This is a genomic window from Pseudonocardia bannensis, assembly GCF_012911875.1.
Taxonomy (GTDB): domain Bacteria; phylum Actinomycetota; class Actinomycetes; order Mycobacteriales; family Pseudonocardiaceae; genus Pseudonocardia; species Pseudonocardia bannensis.
Genome location: NZ_JAAXKZ010000180.1, coordinates 1 through 8,876, shown reverse-complemented (window position 1 = coordinate 8,876; position 8,876 = coordinate 1). Strand labels below are relative to the sequence as shown.

Sequence of the window (8,876 nt, the reverse complement as noted above, 5' to 3'; positions counted from 1 at the left end):
GTCCCCGTGGTGGCCGGTGACTCCGGGGGAGCCCCGGAGACCGTGCTGGAGGGGCGCACCGGGCACGTCGTGGGCGGCCGGGACACCGGGGCGCTCGCCACCGCGCTCGCCCGGCTGCTGGCCGACCCGGACCGGGCCCGCGCCATGGGCGCCGCCGGTCGGGAATGGATGGAGCGGGAGTGGAGCTGGCCGCGCCTCGTGCGACGGCTCCACGGCCTGCTCGACGGCACTCCGGTGGCCGCCGGCGGGTGAGGGGGCCCGGGTGGGCGGCCGGCCGGCACGACCGCTCCGCCCCGGCCCACCGCTCAGGCGCGCTGCGTGGCGCCGTCGTAGATCGCGTTGATGTCCTCGGCGTACATCTTCGCCACGACGGACCGCTTGACCTTCATCGTCGGTGTCATCTCGCCGCCGGCCTCGGTGAAGTCGACCGGCAGGATCCGGAACTTGCGGATCTGCTCGGCCCGCGACACCGCCTGGTTGGCCTCCTCGACGGCCGCGGCGATCTCGCCGCGCAGCTCGGGGTCGTCCACCAGGTCGGCGGCGCCGTCCCCGGCCGGCTTGCCGTTGCGTTCGCGCCAGGCGGGCAGGGCCTCCGGGTCGATGGTGATCAGCGCGCCGATGAACGGCTGGCCGTCGCCGACGACCATGCACTGGCTGACCAGGGGGTGCGCGCGGAGGCGGTCCTCGAGCACCGCGGGGGCGACGTTCTTGCCGCCGGCGGTGACGATGATCTCCTTCTTGCGCCCGGTGATGGTCAGGTAGCCCGCGTCGTCGAGCTCGCCGATGTCGCCACTGTGGAACCAGCCGTCCTCGATGGCCTCGGCGGTGGCGGTCGGGTTCTTCCAGTACCGCTGGAAGACGATGTCCCCGGACAGCAGGATCTCGCCGTCGTCGGCGATCTTGACGCCGTGACCGGGGATGGGCCGTCCGACGCTGCCGACGCGCTGCGCGGACAGCGTGTTGACGGTGATCCCGGCCGAGGTCTCGGTGAGGCCGTAGCCCTCCAGGACCGGCAGCCCGATCCCGCGGAAGAAGTGCCCGAGCCGCTCACCGAGCGGGGCGCTGCCGGACACCGCGGCCACGACGTTGCCGCCGACGGCCGCGCGGAGCTTGCCGTAGACGAGCTTGTCGAACAGCGCGTGCTTGAGCTTGACCGCCAGACCGGCTCCGCCGGTGTCCTGGGCCCGGCTCCACGCGATCGCGGTGTCGGCCGCGGCGTCGAAGATCTTGCCCTTGCCCTCGCCGTGTGCCTTCTGCCGGGCGCCGTTGTAGACCTTCTCGAACACGCGCGGGACGGCGAGCAGGAAGGTCGGCCGGAACACGCCCAGGTCGGCGAGCAGGTTGGACACGTCCGGGGTGTGCCCGATCGTCGTCCGGGTCTGCACCGCCCCGCACTGGATGACCTTGCCGAACACGTGCGCCAGCGGCAGGAACAGCAGCACCGACCCGCCCGCGGTGAGCAGCTCGGGGAACACCGCGGCGACGGTCTTGCACTCGGTGACGACGTTGCGGTGGGTCAGCTCGACGCCCTTGGGTCGACCGGTGGTCCCGGAGGTGTAGATCAGCGTGGCCAGGTCGGCCGCGGTCACCCCGCGGCGGCGGGCGTGCACGTCGTCGGCGGGGGTGTCGGAGCCCAGGGCGACCAGCTCGTCGATCGCGCCGGGCGTGCTCGGTGACGCCGCCGGCGGCTCGATCTGCCAGATCCGCTTCAGCTCGGCCAGCGAGCCGGACACGTTGTCGACCAGGCCGCGGTGCTTCTCGGACTCGACGACGATCGCGACCGCCCCGGAGTCGGACAGGATCCAGGAGATCTGCTCGGCCGACGAGGTCTCGTAGATCGGCACGGTGACGCCGCCGACGGCGAGGATCGCGTAGTCGATCAGCGTCCACTCGAAGCGGGTGCGCGACAGCAGGGCCACCCGGTCACCCGGCGCGACCCCGGCGGCGATCAGCCCGCGGGCCACCGCGGTGACCTGCTCGGCGAACTCGGCCGCGGTGAGGTCGGTCCAGCTCCCCTCCGACCCCCGGCGCCGGAACAGGACAGCCGCCGCGTGCCGCTCGGCGTTGTCGTAGACCGCGTCGACGAGGTTCTCCTCCTCGCCCACCCGGATCGTTGTGGGCACGCTGTACTCACGCACTGTTCGGACCTCCTGGCCAGCTCTGGCAGGCTGCTTGGGAGGGAAACCTATCGTGTTGGCAACGGGGGGCGCACTGTCCGGTTTCGACCGGTTCCGGGCCGGTCTCCGGTGGCCTCCGGGTCTCGGGCAGGCTGAGCGCCATGCCCTCGGTCGACGTGGTGGACGAGATCTTCCTGGCGGTCCCGCGCGAGCGGGTCGCCGCGGAGTTCGCGGTGCCCGCGCGCTGGCCGCAGCTGTGGCCGGACCTGCGGCTCGAGGTCGTCACCGACCGCGGGCCGCAGGGGGTGCGCTGGACCGTCGACGGTGCACTGGTCGGCAGCATGGAGATCTGGCTGGAGGAGGTGCTCGACGGCACCGTCCTGCACTACTTCCTGCGCGCCGATCCGGTCGGCCCCGACGGGCGCCCGGCGCCGCCGTCGGCCCGGCGGGCCGCCGCGGAGTCCCGCCGGCGCCAGCGGGCCGCCAAGACGATCGGGTTCGCGCTGAAGGAGCGGTTGGAGGGTGGCCGCGAGCCGGGGGCGCCGCCGGCGCCCCTGTCGGACGCGGGCTGACCGCGACTCGCGCGCGGATCCGGCGCGACTCGCGCGCGGGCTGACCGCGACTCGCGAGCGGGCTCGCAGCGACTCGCGGGATGATGATCACCGCGCGCAGCGTCGGTGGTGGACGGTAACGTCGGTGACCATGCGCGTCCACGTGGTCTCCGACGTGCACGGCAACGCCGAGGCGCTGGCGAAGGCCGGCGACGGCGCGGACGCACTGATCGTGCTCGGTGATCTCGTCGACTTCGTCGACTACCGGGACCCGACCGGCGGGATCCTCGGCCGCGTGCTCGGCCCGGAGGTCAGCGCCCGGTTCGGTGAGCTGCGCTCGTCGGGCCGGCCCGGGGAGCTCGCGGACTACGCGCGCGAGGTGTGGTCGCGCTTCGACGACCCGGCCGCCGTCGTCGAGGAGGCGGTCCGGGCCCAGTACGCCGAGCTGTTCGCCGTGCTGCGCGCCCCGGTGTACGCGATCCCCGGCAACGTCGACCTGCCGCACCTGTGGCCCGAGTTCGCCGGCTCGGGGGTGTCCCTGGCCGACGGCCGGGTGGTCGAGATCGGTGGGCTGAGATTCGGGTTCGTCGGCGGTGCCCCGCTGCCGCCGGGGATCGACCGGCGCCACGGCGGCCCCTGGCGCCCCCACCTGCTGCCCGCCGAGGACTTCGCCGCGCAGGCCCGCGCCCTGTCCGGCGACGGCCCGGTGGACGTGCTGTGCAGTCACGTCCCGCCCCAGGTCCCCGAACTCGTCTACGACGTGGTGTCGCGGCGGGCGGAGTCCGGCGGGCCGGGCCTGCTGGACGTGATCCACCGGGACCGGCCGCGGGCGGCGCTGTTCGGGCACGTGCACCAGCCGCTCGCACCGCGGCTGCGGATCGGCCGGACCGAGTGCGTCAACGTCGGGCACTTCCGCAACAGCGGCACTCCGTACGTCCTGCGCTGGTGAGCCCGGCCCCGCCCGGTAACCTCCGCGCCATGGCCGACGCGACCACATCCTCGATCTCCATCGCCGCGGATCCGGAGCGGGTGATGGCGGTGATCGCCGACTTCCCCGCGTACCCGGAGTGGGCGGAGCAGGTCAAGACCGTCGAGGTGCTGGAGACGGACGCCGGGGGCCGCGCCGAGCGCGTCCGGTTCACGATGGACGCCGGGCCGATCAAGGACTCGTACACACTGGACTACGACTGGGCGCCCGACGGCATGTCGGTCAGCTGGAACCTCGTCAAGGGTCAGATCCAGAAGGCGCAGGCGGGCTCGTACCACCTCGCCGCCGACGGCGCATCGACCACGGTGACCTACTCGCTGGCGGTCGACCTGAACATCCCGATGATCGGCATGCTGCGCCGCAAGGCCGAGAAGGTGATCATCGACACCGCGCTGAAGGGCCTCAAGCGCCGGGTGGAGCGCGGCGCCCGCTGAACACGACCCGCCGGGGCCTGGTGGTGACGCTGCGCCGGGCGGCTAGGCTCCGCGGGTGCGCGTGGTGCTGTTCACCGGCAAGGGGGGCGTCGGCAAGACCACCCTGGCCGCGGCGACCGCTGCCCTCCTGGCGGATTCCGGACGCAAGGCGCTCGTCGTCTCGACCGATCCCGCGCACTCCCTCGGCGACGCGCTGGAGGTGGACCTCGACGGCGAGCCCACCGAGCTCCAGACGGTCGCCCCGGGGCTGTTCGCCGCCCACATCGACACCCGCGCGCTGCTCGACGGCTCCTGGAGCCGGCTGCAGGGGCACCTGCGCACGCTGCTGGCCGGTGCCGGGGTCGACGAGCTGGTCGCCGACGAGCTGACCGTGCTGCCCGGTGTCGAGGAGCTGCTGGCCCTCGGCGAGGTCCGCCGGATGGCGGAGGCCGGGCCCTGGGAGGTCGTGGTCGTCGACTGCGGTCCGACCGCGGAGACGCTGCGGCTGCTCGGTCTGCCCGAGGCCCTCAGCGGGTACCTCGAACGGCTCTTCCCGGCCCACCGGCGCGCGGTGCGCGGGATGCTCGCCGGGCTCGCGGGCGGCCGTTCCGCATCGGACTCCGTCGCCCAGTGGGACCGGACCGCGGACGCCCTCGACGGCCTGGCCGCGCAGCTCGCCGGGCTGCGCGCGATGCTCGCCGACCAGCACCGCACCAGCATCCGGCTGGTCCTCACCCCCGAACGGGTCGTGGCCGCCGAGAGCCGGCGCACGCTGACCGCGCTGGCGCTACACGGCCTCCGCGTCGACGGGCTGGTGTGCAACCGGGTGCTCCCCGGCCCGCCGGCGTCGTTGCGCGGACCGGCCGCCCGGTGGCTGCGCGAGCGGTACACCGAGCAGCAGGCGGTGCTCCGGGAGCTGACCGCGCTCGACGTCCCGCTGCGCACCGCCGACCACACCGCCGCGGAACCGACCGGAGCGCCCGCGTTGGTGGAGCTGGCGCGTTCGCTCTACGGCGACAGCGACCCGGTCTCGTCCGGGGCGCCCGCCGTGCCGCCGCTGTGCGTGCGGCGGACGGCCGGTGAGGGCACCGCGCCGGACTCCGAGTTCGAGCTGGTGCTGCGCCTGCCCGGGGCCGCCGACGGTCCGCTCGACCTGGCCCGCATCGGCGACGACCTGGCCGTCACCGTCGGCGCGACCCGGCGGATGGTCATGTTGCCGTCGATGCTGCGGCGGTGCGAGGTCACCTCGGCCCGGCTCGAGAACGACGACCTGTGCGTGGTCTTCACGCCCGATCCCGCGGTCTGGATGCGATGAGCGGCCGGCCCGCCGGGGGACGGCCCCGGGAGCGCCGCGATGCCTGAACGCCAGGACGAGCCCGGGTGCCGCCAGCACGGGGCGCACGCCGGGCTGGCGGGGGAGCTGCGCGCGTTCGCGATCACCGCGCTGGACCGGTTGCAGCCCGCCCTGGAGCGGATCCGCGCCGAGGCCGCCGAGCCCGGGGACCCGGCGGAGCCGTCGGCGACCCCCGCCAGCTGTGCCGTCTGCCCGATCTGCGCGCTGATCGCGGCGCTCCGCGGGGAGCGGCCCGAGCTCGCGACGCGGCTCGCCGATCAGGTGTCCGGCCTGCTCGCGGTGCTGCGCAGCGCGCTCGACGAGGGCGCCGGAGCGCCCGGGCCCGGCCCCGCCGAGCCCGCGGGGCCCACCGGGCCCGCACGCCCGGTGCAGCACATCCCGGTGCACCGGCCGTGACCCGGCGTATCGCACCCGGCCCACGACGGAGCCGGGAGGCCGGACTGCCCGGCGGGTCGCGGGCGCTGCTGACCGTGGGCGTCGACGTCGGCGGGACCAGCGTCCGGGCCGGCGTCGTCGACGCCGAGGGCGAGGTGCTCGACACCGCGCGGGCGCCGACCCCGTCCAGTGACACGGCGCTGGAGGAGGCCGTCGCGGCCGCCGTCCGCGAGCTGGCCGGCCGGCACCGGATCGGGGCCGTCGGCCTGGCCCTGGCCGGGTTCATCGGCTCGGACCGGCGGACCGTGCGGTTCGCCCCGCACCTGTCCTGGCGTGACGTACCGGTGGCCGACCGCATCGCCGAACGGCTGGACCTGCCGGTGGTCGTCGAGCACGACGCCAACGCCGCGGCACTGGCCGAACGCCGGTTCGGGGCGGCGGCGGGCGTGTCCACCTCGGTGTTCGTCGCCCTGGGCACCGGCATCGGGGCGGCGCTGCTGATCGGCGGCGAGCTCTACCGCGGTACCTACGGGGTGGCGCCGGAGCTCGGGCACCTGCGGGTCGTCCCGGACGGACGGCCCTGCCCGTGTGGCAAACGCGGCTGCTGGGAGCGCTACTGCAGCGGCACCGGGCTGGCCGCCACGGCCCTCGAACTGCTCGGCCAGGACTACAGCGGTTCGCTGCTCGCCCGGGAGGCGGCGCGCGATCCCGGGCGGATCACCGGGCAGCGGGTCGCGGCGGCCGCCCGCGAGGGCGACAAGGTGGCCCGGCGCGCGATGGCCGATCTGGGCCGCTGGCTGGGGGAGGGCCTGTCCCTGGTCGCGGACGTGTTCGATCCCGAGCTCGTGGTGATCGGCGGCGGGGTGTCGGAGTCGGCGCCGCTGTTCCTCGACGAGGCCCGCGAGCACTACGCGCGGACCGTCACCGGTGCCGGCAACCGCCCGCTGGCGCGCATCCGCACCGCCCAGCTGGGGGAGGCGGCCGCCGTGGTCGGCGCCGCGCAACTGGCCCGCGACCTGGTCCGCGACTGAGCCGTCCGGACGCGCAACCGCGCAGTCGCGCAGTCGGGGCCGGGCCGGACTACAGGATCGCGCCGTCGTCCTCGCCGTCGCCCGGCCTCGGGGTCGTCGGCCAGAGCCGCAGCAGCAGCCAACCCAGGCCCGCGGCCAGCGCGAGGAGCCCGAGCGGCAGCCCGTAGCTCGAGGAGATCCCGACCACCCCGGGCGCGACGCAGAGCAGCAGGCCGAGGACCAGCAGGACCAGGCCGACGGCGGCCGGCGGCCCGAGCCGGGGCAGCGGCGGCGGTTCGGGCGGGACGAAGTGATCGTCCTCCTCGGCGATCGGGGACACCGCCCGCGGAGGGCCGGGCGGAGGTTCCTCGGCGCGCGGCCGGTCGTCGCGGACCCGCTCGCCGGGGGCCCGGTCGTCCTCGGGCATCCGGTCGTCGGCGGGCCACTGCGGCACCTGGCCCTCGCTGCGCCAACTCGCGACGATGCGGTCGAAGTCGTCACCGGCCGGGTCCGGCTCCGGGCCGCCGACGTCGCGACCACGGCGCTCCTCCGGATCCGGACTCACCGGATTCCGCCGCTCGTGACGGTCCGGAACAACCCGACGTCCGCTTCGAGGGGCATGGGTGACCTCCCCAGTTGCCGTCGGCGACGGCGTGGATGCCATCCTGACACGTCCCGTGCCGGAACAGAGGATCGATGCCCGGGCGTCGACGAGCTGCCCGTTGGCGTCGCCCGGCCGCTCTCCGTAGGCTCGGGCGGTCGCGGTGAGGGAGGCACGCCCAGGTGCTGTACTGGTGGTCCAAGTTCGTGCTGCTCGGTCCGCTGCTGCGGTTGCTCTGCCGCCCGACGATCGAGGGCGTCGAGCACCTCCCGGAGCGCGGCGGAGCGATCCTGGCGAGCAATCACCTCGCCGTCGTGGACTCCTTCTTCCTCCCGCTGCTGGTGCCCCGGCGGATCACGTTCCTCGCCAAGCGCGAGTACTTCACCGCGCCCGGCCTGGTCGGGTGGGCGAAGAAGCAGTTCTTCACCGGGGTCGGGCAGGTCCCGGTGGATCGCTCGGGCGGCTCGGCCGCCCAGGCCGCGATGGATACGGCGGTCCGGTTGCTGCGCGAGGGCAAGCTGCTCGGGATCTATCCGGAAGGCACCCGCTCGCCGGACGGGCGGCTGTACAAGGGCAAGACCGGCGTGGCCCGGATGGCACTCGAGGCCGGGGTCCCGGTCATCCCGGTGGCGATGATCGGCACCGACAAGGTCAATCCGATCGGCTCCCGCATCTGGAAGCCGCACCACGTGCACATCAGGATCGGTGAGCCGCTCGACTTCTCGCGCTACGAGGGGATGGCGGGAGACCGGTTCATCGAACGCTCGATGACCGACGAGATCATGTACTCGCTCATGGAGCTGTCCGGGCAGACCTACGTCGATCTGTATGCGGCTTCGGTCAAGGAGCGCGCCGCAGCGGCCGCGAAGGCCGCGTCCGCCGGCGAGCGGGACGGTCACGACACGGCCCGCGTCCCCGGCACCCGAGTGGGCTGAACCGGCTCACCTCGCCCGGGAGCGGGCGCCGGAGGCAGAGCAGCGGCACAAAGACTGGACATTTACCCTCAGCTGTGCCCCGCCGGCGACGAGCGGCGGAGCCGACGGGTGCTGCTCACCGGGAACAGGACGAGGATGCGGTTCTTCTACGACTGCGAGTTCATCGAGGACGGGACGACGATCGACCTGGTGTCGATCGGCGTCGTCGGCGAGGACGGGCGTGAGTTCTACGCGGTGTCCACCGAGTTCGATCCGCGACGGGCGGGCGCATGGGTACGCAACAACGTGATCCCCAAGCTGCCCTCGCCGGCCGACCCGGCGTGGCGCTCCCGGGCCCGGATCCGCGCGGACCTGCTGGAGTTCCTGACCTCGGCGCCCGGTGAGGTCGAGTTGTGGGCCTGGATCGCCGCCTACGACCACGTGGCACTCTGCCAGCTCTGGGGTGCGATGCCGGCGCTGCCGCGCGCGCTGCCCCGGTTCACCCGGGAGCTGCGCCAGCGCTGGGAGGAAGCCGGACGGCCCGCCCTCCCGC

General features: G+C 74.4%; 11 protein-coding genes. 9 read left to right on the top strand and 2 right to left on the bottom strand.

All coding sequences use genetic code 11. The annotated features are described in order from the left end of the window. The coding region (locus HF519_RS28260; protein WP_169416030.1) for a glycosyltransferase at positions 1–252 on the top strand (252 nt) is incomplete at its 5' end. Between the two features lie 53 nt (positions 253–305). On the opposite strand, the gene HF519_RS28255 is transcribed toward HF519_RS28260, so the two are convergent. Beyond that, positions 306–2,138: an AMP-dependent synthetase/ligase gene (locus HF519_RS28255; protein WP_169416029.1), complete on the bottom strand. Its 1,833-nt coding sequence runs from the start codon at positions 2,136–2,138 to the stop codon at positions 306–308. 140 nt (positions 2,139–2,278) lie between these two features. Between HF519_RS28255 and HF519_RS28250 the strand changes: the two genes are divergently transcribed. From HF519_RS28250 to HF519_RS28225, 6 genes are all read left to right on the top strand, one after another. Then, on the top strand, positions 2,279–2,689 hold the full coding sequence (locus HF519_RS28250) for a polyketide cyclase / dehydrase and lipid transport (RefSeq protein ID WP_211170701.1): 411 nt from the start codon (positions 2,279–2,281) through the stop codon (positions 2,687–2,689). Between the two features lie 130 nt (positions 2,690–2,819). After that, positions 2,820–3,617, top strand: a complete 798-nt coding sequence (locus HF519_RS28245; RefSeq protein ID WP_169416033.1) for a metallophosphoesterase family protein — start codon at positions 2,820–2,822, stop codon at positions 3,615–3,617. A gap of 29 nt (positions 3,618–3,646) precedes the next feature. Continuing rightward, positions 3,647–4,090, top strand: coding sequence for an SRPBCC family protein (locus tag HF519_RS28240; RefSeq protein ID WP_169416028.1), 444 nt, complete (start codon positions 3,647–3,649; stop codon positions 4,088–4,090). A 55-nt stretch (positions 4,091–4,145) separates the two neighbouring features. Next, entirely contained in the window at positions 4,146–5,384 is a 1,239-nt protein-coding gene (locus HF519_RS28235) for an ArsA family ATPase (protein ID WP_169416027.1), read from the top strand. Between the two features lie 39 nt (positions 5,385–5,423). Beyond that, the gene (locus HF519_RS28230; protein ID WP_169416026.1) at positions 5,424–5,819 is read left to right on the top strand and encodes a hypothetical protein; all 396 of its coding nucleotides are present in this window, start codon (positions 5,424–5,426) and stop codon (positions 5,817–5,819) included. 65 nt (positions 5,820–5,884) lie between these two features. Then, on the top strand, positions 5,885–6,829 hold the full coding sequence (locus HF519_RS28225; protein WP_169416032.1) for an ROK family protein: 945 nt from the start codon (positions 5,885–5,887) through the stop codon (positions 6,827–6,829). 49 nt (positions 6,830–6,878) lie between these two features. Here HF519_RS28225 and HF519_RS28220 read toward each other — a convergent pair whose 3' ends face one another. Beyond that, positions 6,879–7,373 (bottom strand): DUF308 domain-containing protein, encoded by a 495-nt coding sequence (locus HF519_RS28220; RefSeq protein WP_169416025.1) that lies wholly within the window; start codon positions 7,371–7,373, stop codon positions 6,879–6,881. Positions 7,374–7,591: 218 nt separating this feature from the next. Here HF519_RS28220 and HF519_RS28215 point away from each other — a divergent pair, with 218 nt between their 5' ends. Further along, the gene (locus tag HF519_RS28215; protein ID WP_312860406.1) at positions 7,592–8,344 is read left to right on the top strand and encodes a lysophospholipid acyltransferase family protein; all 753 of its coding nucleotides are present in this window, start codon (positions 7,592–7,594) and stop codon (positions 8,342–8,344) included. Between the two features lie 135 nt (positions 8,345–8,479). Then, positions 8,480–8,876: polyadenylate-specific 3'-exoribonuclease AS (locus tag HF519_RS28210; protein ID WP_169416031.1), on the top strand; the 397-nt coding region annotated here is incomplete at its 3' end.